Raw genomic sequence first — 26,865 nt, 5'->3', positions numbered from 1 at the left:
TTGCCGTCAGCGCCTGACGGTAGTGCTCTCGTCGGGTGGCGCCGACACGCATCGGTCACCCATGGTGAACAAGCTGGGGAATACAGATGGCTTACTCATACACTGAGAAAAAACGCATCCGCAAGGATTTCGGCAAACTGCCCCAAGTGATGGATGTGCCCTACCTGCTGGCCATCCAGCTTGATTCCTACTACGACTTCCTCCAGCAGGATAGGGCGCCGGAAGAGCGCATGGAGATCGGCCTCAATGCCGCCTTCAAGTCGGTCTTCCCGATCGAGAGCTTCTCGGGCAACGCCGCGCTCGAATATGTCAGCTACCGTTTCGGCACTCCGGCCTTCGATGTCAAGGAGTGCCAGCTGCGCGGCGTTACCTACTCGGCACCGCTGCGGGTCAAGGTGCGCTTGATCATCTATGATCGCGAGTCATCCAACAAGGCGATCAAGGATATCAAGGAGCAGGAAGTCTACATGGGGGAGATCCCCCTGATGACCGAGAACGGTACCTTCGTCGTCAACGGTACCGAGCGCGTCATCGTTTCTCAGCTGCACCGCTCGCCGGGCGTGTTCTTCGATCACGACAAGGGCAAGAGCCACTCATCCGGCAAGCTGCTCTATTCGGCCCGCGTGATTCCTTACCGTGGCTCGTGGCTCGACTTCGAGTTCGATCCCAAGGACAGCGTGTTCGTGCGCATCGACCGTCGCCGCAAGCTGCCGGCCTCGGTGCTGCTGCGCGCGCTGGGCATGAGCGCCGAGGAGATCCTCGAGCAGTTCTTCGAGACCAGCACCTTCCATATCGAGAAGTCCGGCTTCTCGGTGGATCTGGTGCCGTCGCGCCTGCGCGGTGAGACCGCCACCTTCGACATCAAGGATGTCGACGGCAGCGTGATCGTCGAGGAGGGGCGCCGGGTCACCCAGAAGCATATCCGGCAGATGGAAAAGTCGGGCCTCGAGCGTCTCGAGGTGCCGATGGAGTACCTGTACGGCAAGACCCTGGCCCGCGATCAGGTCGATCCCAACAGCGGCGAGCTGATCTGCGAGTGCAACACCGAGATCACGCCGGAGCTGATGGAGAAGCTGGCCCAGGCCGGTATCACCAGCCTCGAGACGCTCTACACCAACGATCTCGACTGCGGTCCGTTCATCTCCGACACCCTGAAGCTCGATACCACCCGTTCGCAGCTCGAGGCGCTGGTCGAGATCTACCGCATGATGCGCCCCGGCGAGCCGCCCACCAAGGAGGCCGCCGAGACACTGTTCCGCAACCTGTTCTTCAGCGAAGACCGCTACGACCTGTCGGGCGTCGGCCGCATGAAGTTCAACCGCCGCCTGCGTCGCGAAGGCGACACCGGTTCCGGCGTGCTCGACAACCAGGACATCCTCGACGTACTCAAGGAGTTGATTGCGATCCGCAACGGCTTCGGCGACGTCGATGACATCGACCACCTGGGTAACCGCCGCATCCGCTGCGTCGGCGAGATGGCCGAGAACCAGTTCCGCGTGGGTCTGGTGCGCGTCGAGCGTGCGGTCAAGGAGCGCCTCTCGATGGCCGAGAGCGAAGGCCTGATGCCGCAGGACCTGATCAACGCCAAGCCCGTCGCCGCGGCGGTCAAGGAGTTCTTCGGTTCCAGCCAGCTGTCGCAGTTCATGGACCAGAACAACCCGCTCTCCGAGGTCACCCACAAGCGCCGCGTATCGGCGCTCGGCCCGGGCGGCCTGACCCGCGAGCGTGCCGGCTTCGAGGTGCGCGACGTTCACGCCACCCACTACGGCCGCTTGTGTCCGATCGAGACGCCGGAAGGCCCCAACATCGGTCTGATCAACTCGCTGGCCACCTACAGCCACACCAACAGCTACGGTTTCCTCGAGACCCCGTACCGCAAGGTCGTTGACCGTCAGGTCACCGATGACGTGGTGCACCTCTCGGCGATCGAGGAGGGCGACTTCATCATTGCCCAGGCCTCGGCCACCGTGGATGAGTCGAACAAGCTGGTCGACGACCTGGTGCAGGTCCGTCACCGCGGCGAGACCACCTTCATGGCGCCCGACAAGGTGACCCTGATGGACGTCTCACCGCGCCAGGTGGTCTCGGTAGCCGCGGCGCTGATTCCGTTCCTCGAGCACGATGACGCCAACCGCGCCCTGATGGGCTCGAACATGCAGCGTCAGGCGGTGCCGACCCTGCGTGCCGACAAGCCGCTGGTGGGGACCGGCATGGAGCGCTTCGTGGCCCGCGACTCCGGCGTCTGCGCCGTGGCCGGCCGCGGCGGCGTGATCGACTCGGTCGACGCCAAGCGTATCGTGGTGCGGGTCAACGAGGACGAGATCATCGGCGGCGAAGCCGGCGTCGATATCTACAACCTGACCAAGTACGTGCGTTCCAACCAGAACACCTGCATGAACCAGCGTCCCATCGTGCGCCCCGGCGACGAAGTGGCGCGCGGCGACATCCTCGCCGACGGCCCGTCCGTCGACATGGGTGACCTGGCCCTGGGCCAGAATATGCGCATCGCCTTCATGCCCTGGAACGGCTACAACTTCGAGGACTCGATCCTGGTCTCGGAGCGCGTGGTGCAGGAAGATCGCTTCACCACCATCCACATCCAGGAACTGACCTGTGTGTCCCGCGACACCAAGCTGGGCGCCGAGGAGATCACCTCGGACATTCCCAACGTCGGTGAGTCGGCGCTCGGCAAGCTCGACGAGGCCGGCGTGGTCTACATCGGTGCCGAAGTCGGCCCCGGCGACATCCTGGTCGGCAAGGTCACGCCCAAGGGCGAGACCCAGCTGACCCCGGAAGAGAAGCTGCTGCGGGCGATCTTCGGCGAGAAGGCCAGCGACGTGAAGGACACCTCGCTGCGCGCGCCGACCGGCATGCGCGGCACCGTGATCGACGTCCAGGTCTTCACCCGCGACGGCGTAGAGAAGGACTCGCGAGCGCTGTCCATCGAGCAGATGCAGCTCGACGAAGTGCGCAAGGATCTCCAGGAGACCTACCGCATCGCCGAAGACGCCACCTTCGAGCGCCTCAAGCGCACCCTCGACGGCCAGGCCGTCAACGGTGGGCCCAAGCTCAAGAAGGGCGACGCGCTCAGCGAGGAGTACCTCGAGGAGCTGCCGCGTCAGCAGTGGTTCAAGCTGCGCCTGCAGGACGAGTCGCTCAACGAGCTGTTGGCCCAGGCCGACGAGCAGCTCGAGAATCGTCGCAAGGAGATGGACGAGCGCTTCGAGGACAAGAAGCGCAAGCTGACCCAGGGCGATGATCTGGCGCCGGGCGTGCTCAAGATCGTCAAGGTCTACATGGCGGTCAAGCGGCGCATCCAGCCGGGCGACAAGATGGCCGGGCGTCACGGTAACAAGGGCGTCATCTCGGCCATCATGCCGATCGAGGACATGCCCTTCGACGCCGGCGGCGAGCCGGTCGATGTGGTCCTCAATCCGCTCGGCGTACCGTCGCGGATGAACGTCGGCCAGGTCCTCGAGACCCACCTCGGCATGGCCGCGCGCGGCCTGGGCATGAAGATCGAGCGCATGCTGCGCGAGGCCCGCGACCAGCAGGTCGGCGAGATCCGCGAGTTCCTCGGCAAGATCTACAACACCGAGGGCACCCGTCAGGAGGATATCGACTCCTTGAACGACGACGAGGTGATCGCCCTGGCCAAGAACCTGCAGGGCGGCGTGCCCATGGCGACCCCGGTCTTCGACGGCGCCAAGGAGCACGAGATCAAGCACCTGCTGACCCTCGCCGACCTGCCCGACTCGGGTCAGATGACGCTCTACGACGGGCGTACCGGCGAATCCTTCGACCGGCCGGTGACGGTGGGCTACATGTACATGCTGAAGCTCAACCACCTGGTCGATGACAAGATGCACGCGCGTTCTACCGGCTCCTACTCGCTGGTCACCCAGCAGCCGCTGGGCGGCAAGGCGCAGTTCGGTGGTCAGCGCTTCGGCGAGATGGAGGTATGGGCGCTGGAAGCCTACGGCGCGGCCTATACCCTCCAGGAGATGCTCACGGTCAAGTCCGACGACGTCGAAGGGCGGACCAAGATGTACAAGAGCATCGTCGACGGCGACCACACCATGCAGGCAGGCATGCCGGAATCCTTCAACGTGCTGGTGAAGGAAATCCGCTCGCTGGGCATCGATATCGAGTTAGAGAGCTAGGAGCCCCCCAATGAAAGATTTGGTGAAAGTCCTCAAATCGCAGGCTCAGTCCGAAGAGTTTGACGCGATCAAGATCACGCTCGCGTCGCCGGAAATGATCCGCTCCTGGTCCTACGGCGAAGTGAAGAAGCCCGAGACCATCAACTACCGCACCTTCAAGCCGGAGCGGGATGGCCTGTTCTGCGCCAAGATCTTCGGTCCGGTGAAGGATTACGAGTGCCTGTGCGGCAAGTACAAGCGCATGAAGCACCGCGGCATCATCTGCGAGAAGTGCGGCGTCGAGGTGACCAAGGCCGCCGTGCGCCGTGAGCGCATGGGCCACATCGAGCTGGCCTCGCCGGTCGCGCACATCTGGTTCCTCAAGTCGCTGCCGTCACGCATCGGCATGTTCCTCGACATGACCCTGCGCGACATCGAGCGGGTGCTCTACTTCGAGAGCTTCGTGGTCATCGACCCGGGCATGACCACGCTGGAGCGTGGTCAGCTGCTCAACGATGAGCAGTACTTCGAGGCCCTCGAGGAGTTTGGTGACGACTTCGACGCGCGCATGGGCGCCGAGGCCGTCCAGGCGCTGCTCAAGGACATCGACCTGGCCGAGGAGATCGACCGCCTGCGTGAAGAGATTCCGCAGACCAACTCCGAGACCAAGATCAAGAAGCTCTCCAAGCGCCTCAAGCTGCTCGAGGCCTTCTACAAGTCCGGCAATGCGCCGGCGTGGATGGTCATGGAGGTGCTGCCGGTGCTGCCGCCGGACCTGCGTCCGCTGGTGCCGCTGGACGGCGGCCGTTTCGCGACCTCGGATCTCAACGATCTGTATCGCCGCGTGATCAACCGCAACAACCGCCTCAAGCGGCTGCTCGACCTCAACGCGCCGGACATCATCGTGCGCAACGAGAAGCGCATGCTGCAGGAGTCGGTGGATGCGCTGCTCGACAACGGCCGTCGCGGCCGTGCCATCACCGGGTCCAACAAGCGCCCGCTGAAGTCGCTGGCCGACATGATCAAGGGCAAGCAGGGGCGCTTCCGCCAGAACCTGCTGGGCAAGCGCGTCGACTACTCCGGCCGTTCGGTGATCACCGTTGGCCCGACCCTGCGCCTGCACCAGTGCGGCCTGCCCAAGAAGATGGCGCTGGAGCTGTTCAAGCCGTTCATCTACTCCAAGCTGCAGTCGCTGGGCTACGCCTCGACGATCAAGGCGGCCAAGAAGATGGTCGAGCGCGAGCTGCCCGAGGTGTGGGATATCCTCGCCGACGTCATCCGCGAGCATCCGGTGCTGCTCAACCGCGCGCCGACCCTCCACCGTCTCGGCATCCAGGCCTTCGAGCCGCTGCTGATCGAGGGCAAGGCGATCCAGCTGCACCCGCTGGTGTGTGCCGCCTACAACGCCGACTTCGACGGTGACCAGATGGCGGTTCACGTGCCGCTGACCCTGGAAGCCCAGCTCGAAGCCCGTGCGCTGATGATGGCCACCAACAACGTGCTGTCGCCGGCCAACGGCGAGCCGATCATCGTGCCGTCCCAGGACGTGGTGCTGGGTCTGTATTACATGACCCGCGAAAAGATCAACGCCCAGGGCGAGGGGATGGTCTTTTCCAACCTCAAGGAAGTCGAGCGCGCCTACGGTACCCAGAGCGTCTCCATGCACGCTCGCGTCAAGGTGCGCCTGACCGAGTACCTGGCGGAGGAAGAGGGCGGTGAGAAGATCGAGCAGACCTCGATCTTCGATACCACCGTGGGCCGTGCCCTGCTGTTCCGTATTCTGCCCAAGGGGGCGCCCTTCGAGCTGGTCAACCAGCCGATGAAGAAGAAGGCGATCTCCAGGCTGATCAATGAGGTCTACCGCCGCGCCGGCCTCAAGGAAGCGGTGATCTTCGCCGACCAGCTGATGTATACCGGCTTCCGCATGGCGACCTGGTCGGGTGCTTCCATCGGCGTCAACGACTTCGTCATCCCCGATGCCAAGAAGGGCATCGTCGATGACGCCGAGGACGAGGTGAAGGAGATCGAGGACCAGTTCTCCTCGGGCCTGGTCACCGCCGGCGAGAAGTACAACAAGGTCATCGATATCTGGTCCAAGGCCAATGACAAGGTGGCCAAGGCGATGATGGCGGGGATCTCCAAGGAGACCGTGGTCGACCGCGACGGCAACGAGGTAGAGCAGGACTCGTTCAACAGCGTGTTCATCATGGCCGACTCCGGGGCGCGTGGTAGTGCCGCCCAGATCCGCCAGCTGGCGGGCATGCGTGGCCTGATGGCCAAGCCCGACGGCTCGATCATCGAGACCCCGATCACCGCCAACTTCCGTGAGGGCCTGAACGTACTCCAGTACTTCATCTCCACCCACGGCGCGCGTAAGGGTCTGGCGGATACGGCACTCAAGACCGCCAACTCCGGCTATCTGACGCGTCGCCTGGTCGACGTGGCCCAGGACCTGGTCATCACCGAGACCGACTGCGGTACCGAAGAGGGCCTGACGCTGCACCCGGTCATCGAGGGCGGCGACATCATCGTCTCGCTGGCCCAGCGCGTGCTGGGTCGCGTGGTGGCCCAGGACGTCATCGATCCGGCCAGCGACGAAGTGCTGATCCCGCGCGGCACGCTGCTAGACGAGAAGTGGTGCGCCGAGCTCGACACCATGGGCGTCGACGAGATCGTAGTGCGCTCGACCATCGCCTGTGAAACCGCCCACGGCGTCTGCTCGGCCTGTTACGGCCGCGACCTGGCGCGGGGCCATCAGGTCAACATCGGCGAGTCGGTGGGCGTCATCGCTGCTCAGTCGATCGGTGAGCCGGGCACCCAGCTGACCATGCGGACCTTCCACATCGGTGGCGCCGCCTCGCGGGCCTCGGCGGTGGACAGCGTTCAGGTCAAGCACGGCGGGCGCGTGCGCCTGCACAACATCAAGTCGGTAGAGCGTGCCGACGGCAAGCTGGTGGTGGTCTCCCGCTCCAGCGCCCTGGCCGTCGCCGACGACCATGGCCGCGAGCGCGAGTACTACAAGCTGCCCTACGGTGCCGAGCTGTCGGTCAAGGACGGCGACGCGGTCGACGCCGGCCAGGCCGTCGCCAAGTGGGATCCGCATACCCACCCGATCGTTGCCGAGGTCGAGGGCAAGGTGCAGTACATCGATATGGAGGAGGGCATCTCCATCCACCGCAGCGTGGACGAGATGACCGGCCTATCGTCGATCGAGGTGATCGAGTCGGCCTCGCGTCCTGCCGCCGGTCGTGACAAGCGTCCGATGGTCATGCTGACCAACGATGCCGGCGAGCACGTCGCGCTGCCGGGCTCCAATACCCCGGTGCAGTACCTGCTGCCGGGCAAGGCGATCATCTCGGCGGAGAACGGTGCCAAGGTGGGTATCGGTGAAGTCGTGGCGCGTATTCCGGTGGAGGCGTCCGGCAACAAGGACATCACCGGTGGTCTGCCGCGGGTTGCCGACCTGTTCGAGGCGCGCAAGCCGAAAGAGCCGGCGATCCTCGCCGAGATCAGCGGCGTGATCAGCTTCGGCAAGGAGACCAAGGGCAAGCGCCGGCTGGCGATTACCCCGGAATCCGGCGATCCGTTCGAGATGCTGATCCCCAAGTGGCGCCAGATCGCGGTATTCGAGGGTGAGACCGTCGAGAAGGGCGAAGTGATCTCCGACGGTCCCAGCAACCCCCACGACATCCTGCGTCTGCTGGGTGTCACGGAGTTGGCCAAGTACATCACCGCCGAGGTCCAGGAGGTCTACCGCCTGCAGGGCGTGGGCATCAACGACAAGCACATCGAAGTGATCGTGCGTCAGATGCTGCGCAAGATCGAGATCACCGATGCCGGTGACTCCAGCTTCATCACCGGCGATCAGGTCGAGCTGGTGCGGGTGCTGGAAGAGAACGCGCGGCTGGCGGCGGAGGACAAGTTCCCGGCCAAGTACGACCGCCTGCTGCTCGGCATCACCAAGGCCAGCCTGGCCACCGAGTCGTTCATCTCCGCGGCCTCCTTCCAGGAGACCACGCGGGTGCTGACCGAGGCGGCGGTGACCGGCAAGCGCGACTACCTGCGCGGCCTCAAGGAAAACGTGGTGGTGGGACGCCTGATCCCGGCCGGTACCGGCCTCACCCACCACGCCGAGCGCAAGCGCAAGCGTGAAGACGCCGAGCGTACGCTCAGCCCGTCGGCCTTCGACGTCGAGCAGGAGCTGGGCGCCCAGCTCACCGCCCTCGATGCCGATGACGACGACATCTAGGCAGTGCCATGCAGCGCGGCGCCGGATACGGCGCCGCGTTGGTCGGGCCTAGGCTTGACGGGCATTGCAGCAAGACAGTAGAATGCGCAGCCTTCAATAGTGGGGTGGGTACGCCCGCACCCGCTCAAAAGGCCAAGGCAACCATTGGAGTCAGCAACAGACCATGGCAACTATCAATCAGCTCGTGCGCAAGCCGCGCAAGCGTCCCGTCGCCAAGAGCGACGTTCCGGCGCTGCAGGCCTGCCCGCAAAAGCGCGGGGTTTGCACCCGTGTCTACACCACCACCCCGAAGAAGCCGAACTCGGCCCTGCGTAAGGTCTGCCGCGTGCGCCTGACCAACGGGTTCGAAGTGTCGTCCTACATCGGCGGCGAAGGCCACAACCTGCAGGAGCACTCCGTGGTCCTGATCCGCGGTGGCCGCGTCAAGGACTTGCCGGGTGTGCGTTATCACACCGTGCGCGGTGCCCTCGACACCTCGGGTGTCCAGAACCGCAAGCAGGGCCGTTCCAAGTACGGCACCAAGCGTCCCAAGGCATAAGCCGAGGCGTTACGACATACAGTATTGCAACGGTCAGATAAGAGTAAGGTCGAGCGGCCCGCATGGGCGAGTCTCGGGTTTACCTGAAGGACCCTTTACCTGAGGGCTTATCATGCCTAGAAGAAGAGTAGCAGCGAAGCGCGAGATTCTGCCGGATCCCAAGTTCGGAAGTGAGCGCCTGGCTAAGTTCATGAACCACCTGATGATCAGCGGCAAGAAGTCTGTTGCTGAGAAGATCGTCTATGGTGCGCTCGACATCGTCATCGAGCGCAGCAAGGAAGAGCCGCTGGAGATCTTCGACAAGGCGCTGGAAACCATCCAGCCCATGGTCGAGGTCAAGTCACGTCGGGTCGGTGGTGCAACCTACCAGGTGCCCGTGGAAGTTCGTCCCTCTCGCCGTCAGGCCCTGGCCATGCGCTGGCTGGTAGACGCCGCTCGCAACCGTGGTGAAAAGACCATGGTGCAGCGTCTCGCCGGCGAAATGCTGGATGCCGCCGAAGGCAAGGGCGCGGCTGTCAAGAAGCGCGAAGACGTGCACCGCATGGCAGAAGCCAACAAGGCCTTCTCCCACTACCGGTTCTAAGCACGGCGCGCTCGCCGACTTCCATACACGACGTGCTGCCCTGGCGGGTAGCACGTGCAACCAATGGGGAATTCCATCGTGGCACGCAAGACTCCGCTCAAGCGTTACCGCAACATTGGTATCGTCGCCCACGTTGACGCCGGTAAGACAACTACCACCGAGCGTGTCCTGTTCTATACCGGCCTGTCACACAAGGTCGGCGAGGTTCATGATGGCGCCGCCACCATGGACTGGATGGAGCAGGAGCAGGAGCGTGGTATCACCATCACCTCCGCGGCGACCACCTGCTTCTGGCAGGGCATGAACAAGCAGTTCGATGAGCACCGCATCAACATCATCGACACCCCGGGGCACGTCGACTTCACCATCGAAGTCGAGCGTTCGCTGCGCGTGCTCGACGGCGCGGTGGTGGTGCTATGCGGCTCTTCCGGCGTACAGCCGCAGACCGAGACCGTATGGCGCCAGGCCAACAAGTACGAAGTGCCGCGCATGGTGTTCGTCAACAAGATGGACCGCGCCGGTGCCGACTTCTTCATGGTCGTCGACCAGCTCAAGGAGCGCCTCGGCGCCAACGCGGTGCCGATCCAGATCAACTGGGGCACCGAGGAAGACTTCAAGGGCGTCATCGATCTGCTGCAGATGAAGGCGATCCTGTGGAACGAAGACGACCTGGGCATGAGCTATGACCTGGCCGACATCCCCGCCGAGCTGCAAGAGACTGCAGAGAAGTATCGCGAGGAGATGATCGAGGCCGCTGCCGAAGGCTCTGAGGAGCTGATGGACAAGTACCTCGAGGGCGGCGAGCTGACCATCGAAGAGATCAAGGCCGGCCTGCGCGCGCGCACCCTGGCCAACGAGATCGTGCTGGTCACCTGTGGTTCGGCGTTCAAGAACAAGGGCGTCCAGGCGGTTCTCGACGGCGTCATCGAGTTCATGCCGTCACCCACCGAGGTCAAGGCCATCGAGGGTGAGCTGGACGACAAGGATGGCACCATCGCCACCCGCGAGGCTGACGACAGCGCGCCGTTCGCGGCCCTGGCGTTCAAGATCGCCACCGACCCGTTCGTCGGCACCCTGACCTTCATCCGCGTCTACTCGGGCGTGCTGAAGTCGGGCGACAGCATCTTCAACTCGGTCAAGAGCAAGAAGGAGCGCGTCGGCCGTATCGTGCAGATGCACTCCAACTCGCGCGAGGAGATCAAAGAGGTCTACGCCGGCGATATCGCCGCCTGTATCGGCCTCAAGGATGTCACTACCGGTGACACCCTGTGCGACCTGAACGACAAGATCGTCCTCGAGCGCATGGAGTTCCCGGATCCGGTGATCTCGGTGGCCGTTGAGCCGAAGTCCAAGGCCGACCAGGAGAAGATGGGCGTGGCACTGGGCAAGCTGGCCCAGGAGGACCCGTCGTTCCGCGTCAAGACCGACGAGGAGACCGGCCAGACCATCATCTCCGGCATGGGCGAGCTGCACCTCGACATCATCGTTGACCGCATGCGTCGCGAGTTCAAGGTCGAGGCCAACATCGGCAAGCCGCAGGTCGCCTACCGCGAAACCATTCGCGGCAGCGTCGAGCAGGAAGGCAAGTTCGTGCGTCAGTCCGGCGGTCGTGGCCAGTTCGGTCATGTCTGGCTGCGCATCGAGCCGTTCACCGAAGCGGAAAAGGAAGAGGACGAAGAAGTCCACTTCAAGTTCTCCTCCGAAATCGTCGGCGGCGTGGTTCCCAAGGAATACGTGCCGGCCGTCGAGAAAGGGGCCTATGAGCAGCTGCAAAACGGTGTCATCGCGGGCTACCCGATGATCGACGTCAAGGTCACGCTGTACGATGGCTCCTATCACGACGTGGACTCCAACGAGACCGCGTTCAAGATCGCCTCTTCCATGGCGATCAAAGAAGGTGCCAGAAAGGCCAAGGCCGTGCTGCTGGAGCCGATGATGAAGGTCGAAGTCGTGACCCCCGAGGAATTCATGGGTGACGTCATGGGCGACCTGAACCGTCGTCGCGGTCTGGTGCAGGGCATGGATGACTCGTCTTCGGGCAAGATCATCCGCGCAATGGTGCCGCTGGGTGAGATGTTCGGTTATGCGACCGACCTGCGCTCTCAGACCCAGGGCCGCGCAAGCTACTCCATGGAGTTTGCAAAGTACGACGAGGCGCCCTCCAGCGTCGTTGAAGCCGTCATCAACCAGAACGGTTAACCGTTAGCTAACGTAAAGAGGTTATAGCAGTGGCTAAGGAAAAATTTGAACGTTCCAAACCGCACGTCAACGTCGGCACCATCGGTCACGTCGACCACGGCAAGACCACGCTGACTGCGGCCCTGACTCGCGTGTCTGCCGAGGTGTTCGGCGGCGAATGGCGCCAGTTCGACACCATCGACAACGCTCCGGAAGAGCGTGAGCGCGGCATCACCATCGCCACCGCCCACGTCGAGTACCAGTCCGAAGAGCGCCACTACGCGCACGTCGACTGCCCGGGCCACGCCGACTACGTCAAGAACATGATCACCGGTGCTGCCCAGATGGACGGCGCTATCCTGGTCTGTTCCGCCGCCGACGGCCCCATGCCGCAGACCCGCGAGCACATCCTGCTGTCGCGTCAGGTTGGCGTGCCGTACATCGTCGTGTTCCTGAACAAGGCCGACATGGTCGACGACGAAGAGCTGCTCGAGCTGGTCGAGATGGAAGTGCGTGAACTCCTCTCCGAGTACGACTTCCCGGGCGACGACACCCCGATCATCATCGGCTCTGCGCTGATGGCGCTGAACGGTGAAGACGACAACGGCATGGGCACCACCGCCGTTGCCAACCTGATCAAGGCCCTGGACGAGTACATCCCGGAGCCGGAGCGTGCCATCGATCAGCCGTTCCTGATGCCGATCGAGGACGTGTTCTCTATCTCCGGTCGCGGCACCGTGGTGACCGGGCGTATCGAGCGCGGTATCGTCAAGGCCGGCGAAGAGATCGAGATCGTCGGTATCAAGGACACCACCAAGACTACCGTTACCGGTGTCGAGATGTTCCGCAAGCTGCTCGACGAAGGTCGTGCCGGTGAGAACGTCGGCGCCCTGCTGCGCGGCACCAAGCGTGACGACGTCGAGCGTGGCCAGGTCCTGGCCAAGCCGGGCAGCATCACGCCGCACACCGTCTTCGAAGCCGAAGTCTACGTGCTGTCCAAGGAAGAAGGCGGTCGTCACACGCCGTTCTTCAAGGGCTATCGTCCGCAGTTCTACTTCCGTACCACCGACGTGACCGGTACCTGTGAACTGCCGGAAGGCGTCGAGATGGTCATGCCGGGCGACAACGTCAAGATGGTTGTCACCCTGATCGCACCGATCGCCATGGAAGACGGCCTGCGCTTCGCGATCCGCGAAGGCGGCCGTACCGTCGGCGCCGGTGTTGTCGCCAAGATCATCCAGTAAGCCTTAGGCTCGCCTGATGATCGAAGGGGGCTCCTGCGGGGGCCCCCTTTCTGCGCATGTTTTCGCCAGAGTGTTTGACTCCGGCTGACGCCATGCCTATAATGCGCATCCTTTGAATGCGTGGGTAGACGGCTCGCGCCGTCGACATCCATTGGAGTTTAGGGCAAATGCAGAACCAAAAGATTCGCATTCGGTTGAAAGCGTTCGACCACCGCCTGATCGACCAGTCCGCCGCGGAGATCGTTGAAACCGCCAAGCGTACCGGTGCTCAGGTGCGCGGTCCGATCCCGCTGCCGACCAATCGTGAGCGCTATACCATCCTGATCTCGCCGCACGTCAACAAGGACGCGCGCGACCAGTATGAGATTCGCACTCACAAGCGTGTGCTCGACATCGTCGAACCCACCGAAAAGACCGTTGACGCACTGATGAAGCTCGACCTCGCCGCTGGCGTGGACGTGCAAATCAAACTCGACTGAGACCTCACTAGACACTCGCGGCCCAGCGCCCGGCGAACGTCAACAAGACAGCGCCGAGCAGCAGCCGCCACGCCGGGATGGCGTCATACAACGTGCTAGTGGAATGCTCTGGAAAGGGCAGCCATAGCGGGTGATAGCCCCGTACACTATTAGGAGACTGAACATGACTATCGGTTTAGTCGGTAAGAAGGCGGGCATGACCCGTGTCTTCACCGAAGATGGCGCATCCGTGCCCGTAACCGTTATCGAGGTTGAGCCTAACCGCGTGACTCGCGTCAAGACCGTCGAAGCCGACGGCTACAGCGCAGTCCAGGTGACAACCGGTTCCCGCAAGGCCAAGCACCTGACCAAGGCGCAAGCTGGACAGTTTGCCAAGGCAGGGACCGAGGCCGGTCGTTCACTGATGGAATTCCGTCTTGCCGAAGGCGACGAAGCTCCGGAAGTGGGTGGCGAACTCACCGTATCCCTCTTCGAAGCTGGTCAGATCATCGATGTGACCGGTACCTCCAAGGGCAAGGGCTTCCAGGGCGCCGTCAAGCGCTGGAACTTCCGCACCCAGGACAACACCCACGGCAACTCCTTGTCGCATCGTGCACCGGGCTCCATTGGCATGTGCCAGACCCCGGGTCGCGTCTTCAAAGGCAAGAAGATGGCCGGTCAGATGGGCAACGCCCGCTGCACCGTGCAGAGCCTGGAAGTCGTCCGTGTCGACGCCGAACGCAACCTGCTGCTGATCAAGGGCGCTGTCCCTGGTGCGCCGGGTAGCGATGTCGTCGTGCGCTCTTCCGTCAAAGCTCGCTGAGGGGGTTGGAACCGATGAATTTGAATCTCGCAGGTGCCAGCGCCGGCACTGTCGAAGTGTCCGATGCGACCTTTGGCAAAGAATTCAACGAAGCACTGGTACACCAGGTCGTCACCGCCTATCTGGCCGGTGGCCGCCAGGGTAGCCGTGCCCAGAAGAACCGCTCTGAAGTGCGCGGCGGTGGCAAGAAGCCGTGGCGCCAGAAGGGCACCGGTCGCGCTCGTGCCGGTACCATCCGCTCGCCGCTGTGGCGTAGCGGCGGTGTGACCTTTGCGGCGCGTCCCCAGGACCACTCGCAGAAGGTCAACCGCAAGATGTACCGCGCGGCCATGCGTTCGATCCTCTCGGAGCTGGTGCGTCAGGAGCGTCTGGTGGCGGTCGAGGAGATCACCGTCGACGCGCCCAAGACCAAGCAGCTGGTCGCCAAGCTCGGCGAGCTGGGTCTGGAGAAGGTGCTGATCGTCACCGAAGAGGTCGACGAGAAGCTTTACCTGGCCGCCCGCAACATTCCCAACGTGGATGTGGTGGACGTCGCCGCCGCCGACCCAGTTAGCCTGGTCGCCTTCGACAAGGTGCTGGTCACCGTCTCTGCTCTGCGTAAATTCGAGGAGAAGCTGGCATGAACCAGGAACGTGTATTCAAGGTTCTGCTTGGTCCGCACATGACCGAGAAGGCCGCCTTCGCCGCCGAGCGCAATCAGTATGTGTTCAAGGTGGCGGATGACGCGACCAAGCCGGAAATCAAGAAGGCCGTCCAGGCCCTCTTCGGCAAGAAGGTCGATCGCGTGCAGGTCCTGAACATGAAGGGCAAGACCAAGCGCACCGCACATGGCATCGGCCAGCGCAAGGGTTACCGCAAGGCGTATGTGACCCTGGCCGCGGGCGAGACGCTCGAAGACTTCTCTGGCGCCGAATAAGGGCAGGAGTACGGATCATGGCAGTAGTCAAGACTAAACCCACTTCCGCCGGTCGTCGTCACGTCGTCAAGATCGTCAACGACGAGATCTACAAGGGCCGCGCTTACGCGCCGCTGCTTGAGAAGAAGTCCAAGTCCGGTGGACGTAACAACAACGGTCGCATCACCACCCGTCACGTGGGCGGTGGCCACCGTCAGCACTATCGTCTGGTCGACTTCAAGCGCACCAAGGATGGCGTTCCCGCCACCGTTGAGCGCATCGAGTATGACCCGAACCGCAGTGCCCACATTGCACTGCTCAAGTACCTGGACGGCGAGCGCCGCTACGTCATCGCGCCCAAGGGCGTGAAGGCGGGCGATACCCTCGAGTCCGGCGTCAACGCAGCCATCAAGCGGGGCAACACCCTGCCGCTGCGTAACATCCCGGTGGGCTCCACCGTGCACTGCATCGAGCTGAAGCCCGGCAAGGGCGCTCAGATCGCACGCAGCGCCGGTACCAGTGCTCAGCTGGTCGCCCGCGAAGGCAACTATGCTTCGCTGCGTCTGCGCTCCGGCGAGATGCGCAAGGTCCTGGCCGAGTGCCGTGCGACCCTGGGTGAAGTGAGCAACTCCGAGCACAGCCTGCGTCAACTTGGCAAGGCCGGTGCGAAGCGCTGGAGAGGTGTGCGTCCGACTGTTCGCGGCGTGGCAATGAACCCGGTGGATCACCCGCACGGTGGCGGTGAAGGCCGCACCAGCGGTGGTCGTCACCCGGTCTCCCCGTGGGGTATCCCCACCAAGGGCCACAAGACCCGCAAGAACAAGCGCACCGACAAGCTTATCGTTCGTCGCCGCAAGGCCAAGTAACACACATTAAGGGGTAACGGCTGTGCCACGTTCACTGAAGAAAGGTCCTTTTATCGACCTTCATCTGCTGAAGAAGGTTGAGGCTGCAGTGGAGAAGAGCGACCGCAAACCGATCAAGACCTGGTCGCGTCGCTCCATGATCCTGCCGAACATGGTGGGCCTCACCATTGCAGTCCATAACGGTCGCCAACACGTCCCGGTGCATGTCTCCGAGGAAATGGTTGGCCACAAGCTGGGCGAATTCGCTGCCACCCGCACTTATCGCGGTCATGCGGCGGACAAGAAAGCCAAACGGTAAGCCAGAGAGGATTGAGAGATGGAAGTCACAGCTAAGCTGCGTGGCGCTCGTTTATCCGCCCAGAAGGCCCGTTTGGTGGCTGACCAGGTGCGCGGTAAACCGGTCGCCGAAGCTATTGACCTGCTGACCTTCTCACCGAAGAAGGCTGCCAAGCTGGTCAAGAAAGTGCTTCAGTCCGCCATCGCGAATGCGGAAGAAAACAACGGCATGGACATCGACGAGCTGCGTGTCTCGACCATCTGTGTCGATGAGGGCATGACGCTCAAGCGCATCCAGCCGCGCGCCAAAGGCCGTGCGGATCGTATCTTGAAGCGCACCTGCCACATCACCGTCAAGGTAGCCGAGAAGTAGGAGTCGACCAGATGGGTCAGAAAGTAAATCCGACAGGTATTCGGCTGGGTATCGTCAAAGACCATACCTCGGTGTGGTACGCCGAGCGCGGTGCCTATGCCGACAAGCTGAACAACGATCTCGAAGTGCGTCGCTTCCTCGAGGAGCGTCTGAAGAATGCGTCCGTGAGCCGCATCCACATCGAGCGTCCGGCGAACAACGCCCGTATCACCATTCACACTGCCCGTCCGGGCATCGTGATTGGCAAGAAGGGTGAGGACGTCGACAAGCTGCGTCGCGACGTCACCCAGATGATGGGTGTGCCGGTGCACGTCAACATCGAAGAGGTCCGCAAGCCGGAACTCGACGCCCAGCTCGTCGCGCAGAACATTGCCGGCCAGCTCGAGCGCCGGGTGATGTTCCGTCGCGCCATGAAGCGTTCCGTGCAGAACGCCATGCGCCTCGGCGCAGGCGGCATCAAGGTGATGCTGTCCGGTCGTCTCGGCGGTGCGGAAATCGCACGTACCGAGTGGTACCGCGAAGGCCGTGTGCCGCTGCACACCCTGCGTGCGGACATCGACTACGCCACCTACGAAGCCAAGACCACCTACGGCATCATCGGTGTCAAGGTCTGGGTCTTCAAGGGTGAAATCCTCGGGGGCATCGAAGAGGTTCGCGCCAAGGCTAAGCAGCCGACGAACGCGCCCTCCAAGAAGAAAGGTTCCAGGTAAGGGGAGAGCGAATCGATGTTACAACCCAAGCGTATGAAGTTCCGCAAGATGCAGAAAGGCCGCAACCGTGGTCTGGCGCATCGCGGAAGCAAGGTGAGTTTCGGTGAGTATGGCCTCAAGGCCACCGGTCGCGGTCGCGTCACCGCCCGCCAGATCGAAGCGGGTCGTCGTGCCATCAGCCGTCATGTGAAGCGTGGTGGCAAGATCTGGATCCGCGTGTTCCCGGACAAGCCGATCTCCAAGAAGCCCCTGGAAGTCCGTATGGGTAAGGGGAAGGGCTCGGTCGAGTATTGGGTCGCACAGATCCAGCCAGGCCGTGTCCTGTACGAGATCGAAGGCGTTTCTGAAGAGCTGGCACGCGAGGCGTTCAGCCTGGCCGCTCAGAAGTTTCCGGTCTCCACCACCTTTGTGAAACGGACGGTGATGTGATGAAAGCCCAGGAAATTCGTGAAAAGTCAGTAGAAGAGCTCAACGAGCAGCTCTTCGAACTCCTCCGCGAGCAGTTCAACCTGCGCATGCAGAAGGCCACCGGCCAACTGAGCCAGACTCATCTGCTCAAGCAGGTCCGTCGGGATATTGCCCGCGTGAAGACTGTGCTCAACGAGAAGGCAGGTGACTGAGATGGCCGAAGAAAAGAAAGCCCGTACGCTCACCGGCAAGGTGGTGAGCGACAAGATGGACAAGTCCATCGTCGTGATGATCGAGCGCCGCGAGCGTCACCCGATCTACGGTAAGTACATGAAGCGCTCCACCAAGCTGCACGCCCATGACGAGGCGAATCAGGCTAAGGACGGCGACACCGTTTCCATTCAGGAATCGCGTCCCCTGTCCAAGAAGAAAGCCTGGACGTTGGTCGAGGTGGTCGAGCAAGCCAAGGGCTAGGCTCGGCAAGCGCCTTCGAAACCAGTGCAGTCAGATTAGGTTTGGAGAAAACCGATGATTCAGACTCAGACAATGCTGGATGTCGCCGACAACAGCGGAGCGCGCCGGGTGCAATGCATCAAGGTGCTGGGCGGTTCACACCGTCGCTACGCCCGCGTGGGTGATGTCATTAAGGTAACGGTGAAAGAAGCCATTCCGCGGGGCAAGGTCAAGAAAGGCCAGGTCCTCAAGGCAGTGGTCGTTCGCACCCGCAGTGGCGTCCGTCGTCCCGACGGTTCGCTGATCCGCTTCGATGGAAATGCGGCGGTTCTGTTGAACAACACCAACGAGCAGCCGATCGGAACCCGTATTTTTGGGCCGGTCACTCGTGAACTTCGTAATGAAAAGTTCATGAAGATCATTTCCTTGGCGCCTGAAGTGCTGTAAGGAGCGAGGCGGATATGCAAAAGATCAAACGTGATGACGAAGTGATCGTCATCGCCGGCAAGGATAAGGGCAAGCGTGGCACCGTTAAGCGGGTTCTCGAAAACCGCTTCGTGGTGTCCGGTGTGAACATGATCAAGCGTCACACCAAGCCCAATCCCATGGCGGGCAATCAGGGCGGTATCGTCGAGCGCGAGGCTCCGATTCACGCGTCCAACGTAGCCATCTTCAATTCGGAGACCGGTAAGGCGGATCGCGTCGGCTTCCAGGTGAAGGAAGACGGTACCAAGGTACGTATCTACAAGTCGACGCAGACGCAGATCGACGCCTAACGCGAGTCGGGTAGCAAAATGGCGAACTTGAAAGAACGTTATCAGAACGAGGTGGTGGCTCAACTCAAAGAGCAGTTCAGCTACGCCAACGTTATGCAGGTACCCCGGATCACCAAGGTGACCCTCAACATGGGTATCGGCGAAGCGACCAGCGATAAAAAGCTGATCGAAAATGCCGTCGGCGACCTGGAGAAGCTCTCCGGTCAGAAGCCGATGGTCACCAAGGCACGCAAGTCCATCGCGGGCTTCAAGGTGCGTGAAGGCTGGCCCATTGGTATCAAGGTCACACTGCGCAGTGCGCGCATGTGGGACTTCCTGGACCGCCTGGTGAATATCGCGATCCCCCGCGTACGTGACTTCCGTGGTCTCAACCCGAAGTCCTTCGACGGTCGTGGCAACTACTCGATGGGGGTGCGTGAGCAGATCATCTTCCCGGAGATCGAATATGATAAGATCGATCGGATCCGTGGTCTGGACGTCACCATCACCACCACTGCCAACACCGATGAAGAAGGTCGTGCGCTGCTGAGCGCGCTGAACTTCCCGTTCAAGAAATAAGGGTGGGATCATGGCAAAGAAAAGCATGGTAGAGCGTGAGCTCAAGCGTACCAAGCTGGTCGCGAAGTACGCCGCCAAGCGTGCCGAGCTTAAGGCCATCATTAACGACGTGAACGCTTCCGACGAAGAGCGCTTCGACGCGCAGCTCAAGCTGCAGCAGCTGCCGCGCGACTCGAGCCCGGTGCGTCAGCGTAACCGCTGCCGTATCACCGGCCGTCCGCACGGTTTCTACAACAAGTTCGGCCTCGGCCGCAACAAGCTGCGTGAAGCCGCCATGCGGGGCGATGTCCCTGGGCTGAAGAAGTCCAGCTGGTAACGCCACGCAGAATCATCAGGAGCGCAACGTAATGAGCATGCAAGATACGCTGGCGGATATGTTCACTCGTATCCGCAATGCGCAGATGGCCACCAAGGAGACGGTCACCATGCCGTCCTCCAAGCTGAAGGTCGAGGTGGCCCGCGTACTGAAGGAAGAGGGCTACATCAACGACTTCGCCGTCGCTGAAGGTACCAAGCCCGAGCTGACCGTGACCCTCAAGTATTTCGAGGGCAAGGCCGTCATCGAGCACATTCAGCGGGTGTCAAAGCCGTCCCTGCGCCAGTACAAGGGCAAGGACGCACTGCCGAAAGTCGCCGATGGCCTGGGTATTGCGATCGTTTCCACCTCTAATGGCGTGATGACCGATCGTGCGGCTCGTCAGGCTGGTGTCGGTGGCGAAGTCATCTGCACCGTATTCTAGGAGTTTGGAATGTCCCGCGTAGCCAAATATCCGGTTAAATTGCCCAGCGGCGTCGAGGCAAAACTCGACGGCGACCAGCTGTCCGTCAAGGGCGCTCAAGGCACGCTGTCCATGAGCGTTCATGGCGACGTGACCATCGGACAGGAAGAGGGTCAACTGACCTTCGCGCCGAGCGAGTCCGCCAAGAGCTGGGCGATGGCCGGCACTACCCGTGCACTGGTCCAGAACATGGTCACCGGTGTAAGCGAGGGCTTCACCAAGTCCCTCGAGATCAATGGCGTCGGCTATCGTGCCCAGGCAAGTGGCAAGACGCTCAACCTGACACTCGGCTTCTCCCACCCGGTCGAATACACGCTGCCGGAAGGTGTCTCGGTGGAAACACCGAAGAACACCGTGATCGTGCTGAAGAGCGCGAACAAGCAGCAGCTCGGCCAGGTCGCCGCGGAAATCCGCGCCTTCCGTCCGCCCGAGCCCTATAAGGGCAAGGGTATCCGGTACGGCGATGAGCAAGTCCGCCGCAAAGAAGCCAAGAAGAAGTAAGGCAGGGTTATGAACGCGAAGAAAGAATCTCGTCTCCGTCGTGCCCGCCGCGCTCGCGCCAAGATTCGCGAGCTGGGCGTGTTCCGCCTGTGCGTAAACCGTACCCCCCGCCACATCTATGCGCAGATCATCTCGCCGGATGGTGGTAAGGTCCTGGCCAGTGCTTCGACGCTGGATAAGGCCCTGCGTGAGGGTGCGACCGGGAACTCAGACGCGGCCGCCAAGGTCGGTGCACTGATTGCCGAGCGCGCTAAGGAAGCGGGCATCACTCAGGTTGCCTTCGACCGGGCTGGTTTCAAGTACCACGGTCGTGTCAAGGCCCTGGCCGACGCCGCTCGTGAAGGCGGCCTGGAATTCTAAAGGGTTTTTACGATGGCGAAGAACGAACAGAACAACGGTGATCTGCAAGAGAAGCTCGTGCAGGTCAACCGTGTCGCCAAGGTGGTCAAGGGTGGCCGTATCTTCGGTTTCACCGCTCTGACCGTCGTTGGCGATGGCAATGGTCGTGTCGGCTTCGGTCGCGGCAAGGCACGTGAAGTGCCGGTCGCGATCCAGAAGGCCATGGACCAGGCGCGCCGCAACATGATCAAGGTCAGCCTCAGCGGCCACACGCTGCAGTACCCGGTGAAGGCCCGTCACGGCGCCTCCAAGGTATTCATGCAGCCGGCCTCCGAGGGTACCGGGATCATCGCCGGTGGTGCCATGCGCTCCGTGCTCGAGCTGGCCGGCGTCCACGACGTCCTGGCCAAGTGCTACGGATCCACCAACCCGGTGAACGTGGTGCGTGCGACCATCAACGGTCTCTCCTCCATGCAGTCTCCGGACGACATCGCCGCCAAGCGCGGCCTGTCTGTCGAAGCGATCACGGGGTAAGACACCATGGCAGCAACACTCAAGGTTACCCAGATCCGTAGTTCCATCGGCATCCTGCCCAAGCACAAGGCCACCATGAAGGGCCTGGGGCTGCGCCGCATTGGACACTCGGTCGAACTGGAAGACACCCCTGCCGTACGCGGCATGATCCACAAGGTTAACTACCTTGTGCGCGTTGAGGGAGAGTAATCCATGAAACTCAATAGCCTGAGCCCGGCACCGGGCTCCAAGCACGCCGAGAAGCGCGTCGGCCGTGGCATCGGCTCCGGTCTGGGCAAGACCGGCGGCCGTGGCCACAAGGGTCAGAAGTCGCGCAGCGGTGGCACGGTCAAGCCCGGTTTCGAGGGCGGCCAGATGCCGCTGCAGCGTCGGCTGCCGAAGTTCGGCTTCACCTCCATGAAGTCGCTGGTGTCTGAAGAAGTACGTCTGGCCGAGCTGGCCAAGGTCGAGGGTGGCGAGATCACCCTGGAGACCTTGAAGCAGGCCAACGTGATCAAGGACGCCACGCAGCATGCCAAGGTGATGCTCTCCGGCGAACTGAACAAGGCGGTTACCGTCCGCGGCATCAAGGTCACCAAGGGTGCCCGTGCCGCGATCGAAGCCGCCGGCGGCAAGGTAGAGGACTAAATGGCTAAGTCAGGAAAAATGCCGGCGATGGGCAGCGGTCTGGGTGAACTGTGGGCGCGTCTGCGCTTCGTGCTCCTCGCCATTGTGGTGTACCGGATCGGTGCCCACATCCCCGTGCCCGGTATCAATCCTGACCAGCTTGCTGCCTTGTTCAGGGAGCAGCAGGGCACCATTCTGGGCATGTTCAACATGTTCTCGGGCGGTGCCCTGGAGCGCATGAGTATCTTCGCCCTCGGCATCATGCCGTACATCTCGGCGTCGATCATCATGCAGCTTATGACTGCTGTCTCGCCCCATCTTGAGCAGCTCAAGAAGGAAGGCGAGGCCGGCCGTCGCAAGATCAGCCAGTACACGCGCTACGGTACGGTGGTGTTGGCCTTCATCCAGGCGGTCGGCATGTCCGTCGGCCTGGCCGGCCAGGGCATTGCCTATACCGCTGACTTCAGCTTCTATTTCACGGCGGTGACGACCTTCGTCGCTGGCGCCGTGTTCATGATGTGGCTGGGGGAGCAGATCACCGAGAAGGGTATCGGCAACGGCATCTCGCTGCTGATCTTTGCCGGGATCGTCGCAGGCCTGCCGGGCGCTGTGGGCCAGGCCTTCGAGCTGGCGCGCAACGAAGGTGCCTGGAACGTCCTGCCGCTGCTGGCGCTGTCGGTACTGGGTATCGCCACGGTGGCGTTCGTGGTGTTCATCGAGCGCGGCCAACGCCGCATCACGGTGAACTATCCGCGCCGCCAGGTGGGTAACAAGATGTATGCCGGTCAGAGCAGCTATCTGCCGCTGAAGGTCAACATGGCGGGTGTCATCCCGGCGATCTTCGCGTCCAGTATCCTGCTGTTCCCCGCCTCGCTCGGCCAATGGGTCAGCGCCGGCGAGGGAATGGACTGGCTGCAGACGGCGTCACTCGCCCTCGGGCCGGGACAGCCGCTGTACATCTTGCTTTTCGGCGCGGCGGTGATATTCTTCTGCTTCTTTTACACAGCGCTGGTCTTCAACCCCAAGGATGTCGCTGACAACCTCAAGAAGTCAGGGGCCTTCCTCCCGGGCATTCGCCCTGGCGAGCAGACCGCTCGCTATGTCGACAAGGTCATGACCCGTCTGACCCTGTTCGGTGCCTTGTACATCACTGCGGTTTCCCTGATGCCCCAGTTCCTGATCGTGGCCTGGAACGTGCCGTTCTTCTTCGGCGGTACCTCGCTTCTGATCGTGGTCGTGGTCATCATGGACTTCATGGCCCAGGTGCAGTCGCACCTCATGTCGCACCAGTACGAGTCGGTGATGAAGAAGTCCAACCTGAAAGGCTACGGTAGCGGCGGCATCATGCGCTGAGGCGCGCCGTTGCGATTTGGAGAGAACGATGAAAGTTCGAGCTTCCGTAAAGAAAATGTGCCGTAACTGCAAGATCATTCGACGCAATGGCGCCGTGCGCGTCATCTGCATCGAACCGCGGCACAAGCAGCGCCAGGGTTGATCCCTGGTCTGTGATTCAACCGGGTGCCGGCATGCCCCTTGCCCTCAAGGAGGGAAAGGGGTATGCTGTTGCGCCTTTTGTAGATGATTAATCGAGCAAGCCGCTCAAATTTCGGAGTAAGCTGATGGCCCGTATTGCAGGCGTCAATATCCCGGACAACAAGCATGCGGCGATCTCGCTGACCTATATCTTCGGGATTGGCCGCACTCGCGCACAGGCAGTCTGTGCAGCAGCCGGTATTGCGCCGACCACCAAGATCCAGGCCCTGTCCAATGAAGAACTGGACACCCTGCGTTCTGAAGTCGGCAAGTACACCGTAGAAGGTGACCTTCGTCGTGATGTGACGCTGAATATCAAGCGTCTCATGGACTTGGGTTGCTACCGTGGTCTGCGTCATCGTCGTGGTCTTCCGCTGCGTGGTCAGCGTACCAAGACCAATGCGCGTACCCGCAAGGGCCCGCGCAAGCCGATCCGCAAATAACACGCATGTTCTGGCGTTAAGACAGGAAGAAACATCAACATGGCTAACCCGCGTAGTAACCGTAAAAAGGTGAAAAAGCAGGTAGTGGATGCGGTTGCCCACATCCATGCCTCTTTTAACAACACGATCGTGACGATCACAGACCGCCAGGGCAACGCTCTGTCATGGGCGACTGCCGGTGGTTCGGGTTTTCGTGGTTCTCGCAAGAGCACCCCGTTCGCTGCTCAAGTAGCAAGCGAACGTGCAGCGACTGCTGCAGCCGAGTATGGTGTGAAAAACGTCGACGTGCTGGTCAAGGGCCCCGGTCCAGGCCGTGAATCCGCCGTGCGCGCGCTCAACGCCGCCGGTTTCCGCGTGCAAAGCATCACCGACGCGACGCCCGTTCCCCACAACGGCTGCCGTCCGCCGAAGAAACGCCGCGTTTAAGGAGACAGATTCATGGCTCGTTATATTGGACCGAAGTGCAAACTGTCTCGTCGTGAGGGCACCGACCTCTTTCTGAAGAGCGGTGTCACTCCCTTCGAGAAAAAGTGCAAATCCGAGCAGATTCCGGGTGTGCACGGCCAGCGCCGTCAGCGTCTTTCCGACTACGGCTTGCAGCTTCGCGAGAAGCAGAAAGTGCGTCGTATGTACGGCGTGCTCGAAAAGCAGTTCCGCAACTACTACAAGGAAGCGGCCCGCATCAAGGGCGCGACCGGCGAAGTGTTGCTGCAGCTGCTCGAATCCCGACTGGACAATGTGGTCTACCGCATGGGCTTTGGCTCGACTCGCTCCGAAGCGCGTCAGCTGGTGAGCCACAAGGCGATCTCCGTCAATGGCAAGACTGTCAACGTGGCGTCCTACCAGGTCAAGCCGGGTGACGTGGTGTCCGTTCGTGAGAAGGCCAAGAACCAGGCTCGCATCCAGTCCGCACTGGCGATCTCCGCCAACCGCGGCGATGTGGCATGGATCGACGTCGACTCCAAGAAGATGGAAGGCACTTTCAAGGCTCTGCCTGAACGTGGCGACTTGTCTGCCGACATCAACGAAAACCTGATCGTCGAGCTGTACTCGAAGTAATCGCCCAGCGGGTGATGCCGGGTCCGCGAGGGCCCGGCGCAGAGTACCGAGTATCCGTTTGGCAGCCTGAAAGGTGTTCATATGCAGCGTTCAGTGACAGAGTTTCTCCGTCCTCGCGATATCAAGGTCGAAGAGATCAGCGCGCACCACGCGAAGATCGTGCTCGAACCGTTCGAGCGCGGCTTCGGTCACACCCTGGGGAATGCTCTGCGTCGCATCCTGCTCTCGTCCATGCCCGGCTGTGCCGTGGTGGAAGCCGAGATCGCCGGTGTCGACCATGAGTACAGTGCGATCGAGGGGGTCCAGGAAGACGTCATCGAAATCCTCCTGAACCTCAAGGACGTGGCGATCAAGATGCACAGCCGCGACGAGGCGGTGCTCTCGCTGAACAAGCAGGGCCCGACCGTCGTGACCGCGGGTGACATCGCCACCGACCATGACGTCGAGATCGTCAACCCCGAGCACGTCATCGCCCACGTCAACGAGGGCGCAGAGCTGCAGATGCAGCTCAAGATCGCTCGCGGCCGTGGCTATGAGCCGGCGGATACCCGCCTTGGTGCGGATGACGAATCACGGGCCATTGGTCGCCTGCAGCTGGATGCGACCTTCAGCCCCGTTCGCCGGGTTTCCTACGCGGTGGAAGCAGCGCGTGTCGAGCAGCGTACCGACCTCGACAAGCTGGTCATCGACCTGGAAACCGACGGCACCCTGGATCCGGAAGAGGCGATCCGTCGCAGCGCGACCATCCTGCAGGAGCAGTTGGGCGCGTTCGTCGACCTGGAAGCCGACAAGGAACAGGAAGTGGAGGAGGAAGAGGATCATATCGATCCCATCCTGCTGCGTCCCGTAGACGATCTCGAGTTGACCGTCCGCAGTGCCAACTGCCTGAAGGCCGAGAATATCTACTACATCGGCGATCTGATCCAGCGCACTGAGGTGGAGCTGTTGAAGACCCCGAATCTCGGCAAGAAGTCATTGAATGAAATCAAGGACGTGTTGGCAGCGCGCGGTCTGTCCCTCGGCATGCGGTTGGAAAATTGGCCGCCGGCAAGCCTGAAGGACGACAAGGCCTCCGCGTGAGCGTCGACTCGAGTCCCAGTTTGGTAAGGAATCACAACCATGCGTCATCGTAAGAGTGGTCGCCACTTAAACCGTACCAGCTCGCATCGCCAGGCCATGTTCAAGAACATGTGCGTGTCGCTGGTCGAGCATGAAATGATCAAGACTACCCTGCCCAAGGCCAAGGAACTGCGTCGTCATATCGAGCCGCTGATCACCCTGGCCAAGCAGGACAGCGTCGCCAACCGTCGTCTGGCCTTCAGCCGCACCCGCTCGAAAGAGACGGTCGGCAAGCTCTTCAACGAGCTGGGTCCGCGTTACGTCGAGCGTCCGGGCGGTTACGTCCGTATTCTCAAGTGCGGTTTCCGCACCGGCGACAACGCGCCCATGGCCTACGTCGAACTGGTCGACCGTCCGATTGCCGAAGAGGCTGCCGCCGAGGAGTGATCCCCGGCGTTGCCTTCGGCACGGCAGACAAAACC

34 protein-coding genes and 1 other annotated feature are annotated in these 26,865 nt (G+C 61.9%); all 34 genes read left to right on the top strand.

All coding sequences use genetic code 11. The features are described 5' to 3' along the window. Positions 1 to 86 precede the first annotated feature (86 nt). On the top strand, positions 87 to 4,163 hold the full coding sequence (locus BWR19_17690) for a DNA-directed RNA polymerase subunit beta (protein ID APX94613.1): 4,077 nt from the start codon (positions 87 to 89) through the stop codon (positions 4,161 to 4,163). 10 nt (positions 4,164 to 4,173) lie between these two features. Continuing rightward, positions 4,174 to 8,391 carry a DNA-directed RNA polymerase subunit beta' gene (locus BWR19_17685; GenBank protein ID APX94612.1) on the top strand — a complete coding sequence of 1,406 codons (4,218 nt, stop codon included), beginning with the start codon at positions 4,174 to 4,176 and terminating at the stop codon, positions 8,389 to 8,391. Positions 8,392 to 8,554: 163 nt separating this feature from the next. Next, on the top strand, positions 8,555 to 8,929 hold the full coding sequence (locus BWR19_17680; protein APX94611.1) for a 30S ribosomal protein S12: 375 nt from the start codon (positions 8,555 to 8,557) through the stop codon (positions 8,927 to 8,929). A 112-nt stretch (positions 8,930 to 9,041) separates the two neighbouring features. Then, positions 9,042 to 9,512: a 30S ribosomal protein S7 gene (locus BWR19_17675; protein APX94610.1), complete on the top strand. Its 471-nt coding sequence runs from the start codon at positions 9,042 to 9,044 to the stop codon at positions 9,510 to 9,512. A 78-nt stretch (positions 9,513 to 9,590) separates the two neighbouring features. Further along, entirely contained in the window at positions 9,591 to 11,711 is a 2,121-nt protein-coding gene (locus BWR19_17670; protein ID APX95091.1) for a translation elongation factor G, read from the top strand. A gap of 29 nt (positions 11,712 to 11,740) precedes the next feature. After that, positions 11,741 to 12,934 carry a translation elongation factor Tu gene (locus BWR19_17665; protein ID APX94609.1) on the top strand — a complete coding sequence of 398 codons (1,194 nt, stop codon included), beginning with the start codon at positions 11,741 to 11,743 and terminating at the stop codon, positions 12,932 to 12,934. Between the two features lie 167 nt (positions 12,935 to 13,101). Further along, the gene (locus BWR19_17660) at positions 13,102 to 13,413 is read left to right on the top strand and encodes a 30S ribosomal protein S10 (GenBank protein ID APX94608.1); all 312 of its coding nucleotides are present in this window, start codon (positions 13,102 to 13,104) and stop codon (positions 13,411 to 13,413) included. Positions 13,414 to 13,500: 87 nt separating this feature from the next. Beyond that, positions 13,501 to 13,560, top strand: a sequence feature (possible 23S ribosomal RNA but 16S or 23S rRNA prediction is too short). Positions 13,561 to 13,576: 16 nt separating this feature from the next. Beyond that, the gene (locus BWR19_17655; GenBank protein ID APX94607.1) at positions 13,577 to 14,215 is read left to right on the top strand and encodes a 50S ribosomal protein L3; all 639 of its coding nucleotides are present in this window, start codon (positions 13,577 to 13,579) and stop codon (positions 14,213 to 14,215) included. A 14-nt stretch (positions 14,216 to 14,229) separates the two neighbouring features. After that, on the top strand, positions 14,230 to 14,838 hold the full coding sequence (locus tag BWR19_17650; protein ID APX94606.1) for a 50S ribosomal protein L4: 609 nt from the start codon (positions 14,230 to 14,232) through the stop codon (positions 14,836 to 14,838). Then, complete coding sequence (locus tag BWR19_17645; protein ID APX94605.1) at positions 14,835 to 15,131, top strand: 50S ribosomal protein L23; 297 nt, start codon at positions 14,835 to 14,837, stop codon at positions 15,129 to 15,131. The genes BWR19_17650 and BWR19_17645 overlap by 4 nt, the downstream gene beginning before the upstream one ends. 17 nt (positions 15,132 to 15,148) lie before the next feature. Further along, complete coding sequence (locus BWR19_17640) at positions 15,149 to 15,976, top strand: 50S ribosomal protein L2 (GenBank protein ID APX94604.1); 828 nt, start codon at positions 15,149 to 15,151, stop codon at positions 15,974 to 15,976. A 22-nt stretch (positions 15,977 to 15,998) separates the two neighbouring features. Further along, the gene (locus BWR19_17635; protein APX94603.1) at positions 15,999 to 16,274 is read left to right on the top strand and encodes a 30S ribosomal protein S19; all 276 of its coding nucleotides are present in this window, start codon (positions 15,999 to 16,001) and stop codon (positions 16,272 to 16,274) included. An 18-nt stretch (positions 16,275 to 16,292) separates the two neighbouring features. After that, on the top strand, positions 16,293 to 16,625 hold the full coding sequence (locus BWR19_17630) for a 50S ribosomal protein L22 (GenBank protein APX94602.1): 333 nt from the start codon (positions 16,293 to 16,295) through the stop codon (positions 16,623 to 16,625). Positions 16,626 to 16,636: 11 nt separating this feature from the next. Next, positions 16,637 to 17,335, top strand: coding sequence for a 30S ribosomal protein S3 (locus tag BWR19_17625; protein APX94601.1), 699 nt, complete (start codon positions 16,637 to 16,639; stop codon positions 17,333 to 17,335). Positions 17,336 to 17,350: 15 nt separating this feature from the next. Then, the gene (locus BWR19_17620) at positions 17,351 to 17,764 is read left to right on the top strand and encodes a 50S ribosomal protein L16 (GenBank protein ID APX94600.1); all 414 of its coding nucleotides are present in this window, start codon (positions 17,351 to 17,353) and stop codon (positions 17,762 to 17,764) included. Then, entirely contained in the window at positions 17,764 to 17,955 is a 192-nt protein-coding gene (locus BWR19_17615; protein APX94599.1) for a 50S ribosomal protein L29, read from the top strand. Before BWR19_17620 ends, BWR19_17615 begins: the two co-directional genes overlap by 1 nt. A 1-nt stretch (position 17,956) precedes the next feature. Next, the gene (locus BWR19_17610; GenBank protein ID APX94598.1) at positions 17,957 to 18,217 is read left to right on the top strand and encodes a 30S ribosomal protein S17; all 261 of its coding nucleotides are present in this window, start codon (positions 17,957 to 17,959) and stop codon (positions 18,215 to 18,217) included. Between the two features lie 54 nt (positions 18,218 to 18,271). Next, positions 18,272 to 18,643, top strand: a complete 372-nt coding sequence (locus BWR19_17605) for a 50S ribosomal protein L14 (GenBank protein ID APX94597.1) — start codon at positions 18,272 to 18,274, stop codon at positions 18,641 to 18,643. Between the two features lie 14 nt (positions 18,644 to 18,657). Beyond that, entirely contained in the window at positions 18,658 to 18,972 is a 315-nt protein-coding gene (locus BWR19_17600) for a 50S ribosomal protein L24 (protein ID APX94596.1), read from the top strand. An 18-nt stretch (positions 18,973 to 18,990) separates the two neighbouring features. Beyond that, on the top strand, positions 18,991 to 19,530 hold the full coding sequence (locus tag BWR19_17595) for a 50S ribosomal protein L5 (protein ID APX94595.1): 540 nt from the start codon (positions 18,991 to 18,993) through the stop codon (positions 19,528 to 19,530). Positions 19,531 to 19,540: 10 nt separating this feature from the next. Next, positions 19,541 to 19,846, top strand: a complete 306-nt coding sequence (locus BWR19_17590; protein APX94594.1) for a 30S ribosomal protein S14 — start codon at positions 19,541 to 19,543, stop codon at positions 19,844 to 19,846. 31 nt (positions 19,847 to 19,877) lie between these two features. Beyond that, positions 19,878 to 20,270 carry a 30S ribosomal protein S8 gene (locus BWR19_17585; protein APX94593.1) on the top strand — a complete coding sequence of 131 codons (393 nt, stop codon included), beginning with the start codon at positions 19,878 to 19,880 and terminating at the stop codon, positions 20,268 to 20,270. 9 nt (positions 20,271 to 20,279) lie between these two features. Beyond that, complete coding sequence (locus tag BWR19_17580; GenBank protein ID APX94592.1) at positions 20,280 to 20,810, top strand: 50S ribosomal protein L6; 531 nt, start codon at positions 20,280 to 20,282, stop codon at positions 20,808 to 20,810. 9 nt (positions 20,811 to 20,819) lie between these two features. Continuing rightward, positions 20,820 to 21,170 (top strand): 50S ribosomal protein L18, encoded by a 351-nt coding sequence (locus tag BWR19_17575; GenBank protein APX94591.1) that lies wholly within the window; start codon positions 20,820 to 20,822, stop codon positions 21,168 to 21,170. Between the two features lie 12 nt (positions 21,171 to 21,182). Then, positions 21,183 to 21,683, top strand: a complete 501-nt coding sequence (locus BWR19_17570; protein ID APX94590.1) for a 30S ribosomal protein S5 — start codon at positions 21,183 to 21,185, stop codon at positions 21,681 to 21,683. Between the two features lie 6 nt (positions 21,684 to 21,689). Continuing rightward, on the top strand, positions 21,690 to 21,872 hold the full coding sequence (locus tag BWR19_17565) for a 50S ribosomal protein L30 (GenBank protein APX94589.1): 183 nt from the start codon (positions 21,690 to 21,692) through the stop codon (positions 21,870 to 21,872). 3 nt (positions 21,873 to 21,875) lie between these two features. Further along, positions 21,876 to 22,310 carry a 50S ribosomal protein L15 gene (locus tag BWR19_17560; GenBank protein ID APX94588.1) on the top strand — a complete coding sequence of 145 codons (435 nt, stop codon included), beginning with the start codon at positions 21,876 to 21,878 and terminating at the stop codon, positions 22,308 to 22,310. After that, the gene (locus BWR19_17555; GenBank protein ID APX94587.1) at positions 22,311 to 23,642 is read left to right on the top strand and encodes a preprotein translocase subunit SecY; all 1,332 of its coding nucleotides are present in this window, start codon (positions 22,311 to 22,313) and stop codon (positions 23,640 to 23,642) included. A gap of 28 nt (positions 23,643 to 23,670) precedes the next feature. Then, the gene (locus tag BWR19_17550) at positions 23,671 to 23,784 is read left to right on the top strand and encodes a 50S ribosomal protein L36 (protein ID APX94586.1); all 114 of its coding nucleotides are present in this window, start codon (positions 23,671 to 23,673) and stop codon (positions 23,782 to 23,784) included. Between the two features lie 124 nt (positions 23,785 to 23,908). Continuing rightward, positions 23,909 to 24,265, top strand: a complete 357-nt coding sequence (locus BWR19_17545) for a 30S ribosomal protein S13 (protein APX94585.1) — start codon at positions 23,909 to 23,911, stop codon at positions 24,263 to 24,265. Positions 24,266 to 24,304: 39 nt separating this feature from the next. After that, positions 24,305 to 24,691: a 30S ribosomal protein S11 gene (locus tag BWR19_17540; GenBank protein APX94584.1), complete on the top strand. Its 387-nt coding sequence runs from the start codon at positions 24,305 to 24,307 to the stop codon at positions 24,689 to 24,691. A gap of 12 nt (positions 24,692 to 24,703) precedes the next feature. After that, positions 24,704 to 25,324, top strand: a complete 621-nt coding sequence (locus tag BWR19_17535; GenBank protein ID APX94583.1) for a 30S ribosomal protein S4 — start codon at positions 24,704 to 24,706, stop codon at positions 25,322 to 25,324. Between the two features lie 81 nt (positions 25,325 to 25,405). Beyond that, a complete protein-coding gene (locus BWR19_17530) occupies positions 25,406 to 26,404 on the top strand; it encodes a DNA-directed RNA polymerase subunit alpha (protein APX94582.1) in 999 nt (332 codons plus the stop codon). Positions 26,405 to 26,443: 39 nt separating this feature from the next. Then, a complete protein-coding gene (locus tag BWR19_17525; protein APX94581.1) occupies positions 26,444 to 26,830 on the top strand; it encodes a 50S ribosomal protein L17 in 387 nt (128 codons plus the stop codon). The last annotated feature ends 35 nt before the right edge of the window (positions 26,831 to 26,865 follow it).

The organism is Halomonas sp. 1513 (genome assembly GCA_001971685.1).
Classification (GTDB): domain Bacteria; phylum Pseudomonadota; class Gammaproteobacteria; order Pseudomonadales; family Halomonadaceae; genus Franzmannia.
Note: the sequence above shows the minus strand (reverse complement) of the source record. Positions and strands in the feature narration are given on the sequence as shown.

Coding starts and splice junctions, on each gene's coding strand:
- BWR19_17530 (APX94582.1), top strand. CDS start 25,406: ATGCAGCGTTCAGTGACAGAGTTTCTCCGTCCTCGCGATATCAAGGTC.
- BWR19_17575 (APX94591.1), top strand. CDS start 20,820: ATGAACGCGAAGAAAGAATCTCGTCTCCGTCGTGCCCGCCGCGCTCGC.
- BWR19_17580 (APX94592.1), top strand. CDS start 20,280: ATGTCCCGCGTAGCCAAATATCCGGTTAAATTGCCCAGCGGCGTCGAG.
- BWR19_17610 (APX94598.1), top strand. CDS start 17,957: ATGGCCGAAGAAAAGAAAGCCCGTACGCTCACCGGCAAGGTGGTGAGC.
- BWR19_17630 (APX94602.1), top strand. CDS start 16,293: ATGGAAGTCACAGCTAAGCTGCGTGGCGCTCGTTTATCCGCCCAGAAG.
- BWR19_17615 (APX94599.1), top strand. CDS start 17,764: ATGAAAGCCCAGGAAATTCGTGAAAAGTCAGTAGAAGAGCTCAACGAG.
- BWR19_17595 (APX94595.1), top strand. CDS start 18,991: ATGGCGAACTTGAAAGAACGTTATCAGAACGAGGTGGTGGCTCAACTC.
- BWR19_17550 (APX94586.1), top strand. CDS start 23,671: ATGAAAGTTCGAGCTTCCGTAAAGAAAATGTGCCGTAACTGCAAGATC.
- BWR19_17585 (APX94593.1), top strand. CDS start 19,878: ATGAGCATGCAAGATACGCTGGCGGATATGTTCACTCGTATCCGCAAT.
- BWR19_17605 (APX94597.1), top strand. CDS start 18,272: ATGATTCAGACTCAGACAATGCTGGATGTCGCCGACAACAGCGGAGCG.
- BWR19_17565 (APX94589.1), top strand. CDS start 21,690: ATGGCAGCAACACTCAAGGTTACCCAGATCCGTAGTTCCATCGGCATC.
- BWR19_17570 (APX94590.1), top strand. CDS start 21,183: ATGGCGAAGAACGAACAGAACAACGGTGATCTGCAAGAGAAGCTCGTG.
- BWR19_17640 (APX94604.1), top strand. CDS start 15,149: ATGGCAGTAGTCAAGACTAAACCCACTTCCGCCGGTCGTCGTCACGTC.
- BWR19_17590 (APX94594.1), top strand. CDS start 19,541: ATGGCAAAGAAAAGCATGGTAGAGCGTGAGCTCAAGCGTACCAAGCTG.
- BWR19_17645 (APX94605.1), top strand. CDS start 14,835: ATGAACCAGGAACGTGTATTCAAGGTTCTGCTTGGTCCGCACATGACC.
- BWR19_17660 (APX94608.1), top strand. CDS start 13,102: ATGCAGAACCAAAAGATTCGCATTCGGTTGAAAGCGTTCGACCACCGC.
- BWR19_17560 (APX94588.1), top strand. CDS start 21,876: ATGAAACTCAATAGCCTGAGCCCGGCACCGGGCTCCAAGCACGCCGAG.
- BWR19_17555 (APX94587.1), top strand. CDS start 22,311: ATGGCTAAGTCAGGAAAAATGCCGGCGATGGGCAGCGGTCTGGGTGAA.
- BWR19_17680 (APX94611.1), top strand. CDS start 8,555: ATGGCAACTATCAATCAGCTCGTGCGCAAGCCGCGCAAGCGTCCCGTC.
- BWR19_17600 (APX94596.1), top strand. CDS start 18,658: ATGCAAAAGATCAAACGTGATGACGAAGTGATCGTCATCGCCGGCAAG.
- BWR19_17625 (APX94601.1), top strand. CDS start 16,637: ATGGGTCAGAAAGTAAATCCGACAGGTATTCGGCTGGGTATCGTCAAA.
- BWR19_17525 (APX94581.1), top strand. CDS start 26,444: ATGCGTCATCGTAAGAGTGGTCGCCACTTAAACCGTACCAGCTCGCAT.
- BWR19_17655 (APX94607.1), top strand. CDS start 13,577: ATGACTATCGGTTTAGTCGGTAAGAAGGCGGGCATGACCCGTGTCTTC.
- BWR19_17650 (APX94606.1), top strand. CDS start 14,230: ATGAATTTGAATCTCGCAGGTGCCAGCGCCGGCACTGTCGAAGTGTCC.
- BWR19_17535 (APX94583.1), top strand. CDS start 24,704: ATGGCTCGTTATATTGGACCGAAGTGCAAACTGTCTCGTCGTGAGGGC.
- BWR19_17545 (APX94585.1), top strand. CDS start 23,909: ATGGCCCGTATTGCAGGCGTCAATATCCCGGACAACAAGCATGCGGCG.
- BWR19_17675 (APX94610.1), top strand. CDS start 9,042: ATGCCTAGAAGAAGAGTAGCAGCGAAGCGCGAGATTCTGCCGGATCCC.
- BWR19_17690 (APX94613.1), top strand. CDS start 87: ATGGCTTACTCATACACTGAGAAAAAACGCATCCGCAAGGATTTCGGC.
- BWR19_17685 (APX94612.1), top strand. CDS start 4,174: ATGAAAGATTTGGTGAAAGTCCTCAAATCGCAGGCTCAGTCCGAAGAG.
- BWR19_17620 (APX94600.1), top strand. CDS start 17,351: ATGTTACAACCCAAGCGTATGAAGTTCCGCAAGATGCAGAAAGGCCGC.
- BWR19_17540 (APX94584.1), top strand. CDS start 24,305: ATGGCTAACCCGCGTAGTAACCGTAAAAAGGTGAAAAAGCAGGTAGTG.